We start from the raw sequence: 1,433 nt of genomic DNA, 5'->3' as shown, positions 1-1,433 counted from the left end.
CCTTCGATCCGCCGGTGACAGCGCTGTCGGGGCGGGACGTGACCGGGGTGGGGCACTGGGGCAAGCACCTCGGAATGGATTGCGACGGGCTGTGGTTGATCACCCATCTGTCGCGGGGCGGCTGGCTGCGGTGGATCGACGAACCGGGAGCCAATCCGCCCAAACCCGGCAAGGGCCCGCTCGCCCTGCGGGTGCACTTCTTCACCCCCGAAGGGGCCACGCCCGCCTTCGATCTCACCGAGGCGGGCACCAAGAAACGCCTGGCCGTGTGGATTACGTCCGACCCCCTCTCGGTGCCCGGCATCGCCCGCCTGGGCCCCGACGCCCTCGCGGTCAGCGAACTCGAATTCGCCGAAATCCTCGGCGGCACTTCCCAACGCGTGAAGAACGCCCTCACCGACCAAACCCTGATGGCGGGCATCGGCAACGCCTACTCCGACGAAATCCTGCACACCGCAAAGATTTCCCCCTTCGCCAACTCCGGCACCCTCAACCCCCAGCAGCTGACCGCCCTCTACTCGGCCATGCGCGCCACCCTCTCCGACGCCATCCTGCGCTCGGTGGGCCAGGACGCCGCCCGCCTCAAGGGCGAGAAACGCTCCGGCTTCCAGGTCCACGCCCGCACCGGCCTCCCCTGCCCGGTCTGCGGCGACACCGTCCGCGAAGTCTCCTACGCCGACAAGTCCTTCCAGTACTGCCCCACCTGCCAGACCTCCGGCAAGATCCTCGCCGACCGCCGCATGTCCCGCCTGCTCAAGTAGCAGGGTCAGCGATTGTCCGGGTGGGTGACCTTCTGGACATCGACCAACCCTGTCAGGCCAGTGAAATCATCCGGATTGACCGTGAACAACGGCAATCCGTGCACGGAGGCGATGGCGGCGATCATCAAATCGACCCGCCGGGGCTTGGGATTTCGCCCCGCCGCGAGCACCGACGCGACGATGTGCCCGAACCGCCGCGCTGCCCGGGTATCGAAGGGGAGCGGCTCGAACAGGGCTTCCGCATTCTGGAGGCGCTCGATCCGGCCGGCGCGTTCACCCGGTTCGGTCGCGAAATGCGGGCCCGCCGCGAGCTCGGCCATCGTCACCGCGCTGATAACCAACTCGGCGGGCAGCTCATCCGGGTCCAGGGCCTCGAGCAGAATGAGCACGTTCGTATCGACCAGGCCGCGAACGGGTACCGGGCTCATTCGCCACCGTCTTCCGCGAATTCCCCACGGCGATAGGCCCGGTCGTACGGGTCGTACAGCGAATCGTCGATGAGTTCAGCCGAATTGCTCGGTGTTCCCGTCGCGGCACCGGACGGTCCGCTGAAGGCCGCGATGGCTTCGGAGAGCGGAACGGACGCGCGCCGGCGCAGATTCCGATGCGGAACCAGATCCGCGACCGGGGTTCCATCGACCGTGATGGTGTAGGAGCGCCCGGCGCGGACCT

The 1,433-nt window shown here is 67.8% G+C and carries 3 protein-coding genes; 1 reads left to right on the top strand and 2 read right to left on the bottom strand.

Features of this window, described 5'->3' with window-relative positions; all coding sequences use genetic code 11:
- A partial coding sequence (locus ACIRS4_RS36910) for a DNA-formamidopyrimidine glycosylase family protein (protein WP_404204442.1) occupies positions 1-761 on the top strand: 761 nt, incomplete at its 5' end.
- Positions 762-766: 5 nt separating this feature from the next.
- Here ACIRS4_RS36910 and ACIRS4_RS36905 read toward each other — a convergent pair.
- Positions 767-1,189: a type II toxin-antitoxin system VapC family toxin gene (locus ACIRS4_RS36905; RefSeq protein ID WP_404204440.1), complete on the bottom strand. Its 423-nt coding sequence runs from the start codon at positions 1,187-1,189 to the stop codon at positions 767-769.
- On the bottom strand, positions 1,186-1,433 hold a 248-nt coding region (locus tag ACIRS4_RS36900), incomplete at its 5' end, for a hypothetical protein (protein WP_404204438.1). The genes ACIRS4_RS36900 and ACIRS4_RS36905, both read right to left, overlap by 4 nt.

It is taken from the genome of Streptomyces sp. NPDC101166 (assembly GCF_044768125.1).
Taxonomy (GTDB): Bacteria; Actinomycetota; Actinomycetes; order Streptomycetales; family Streptomycetaceae; genus Streptomyces.
Note: the sequence above shows the minus strand (reverse complement) of the source record. Positions and strands in the feature narration are given on the sequence as shown.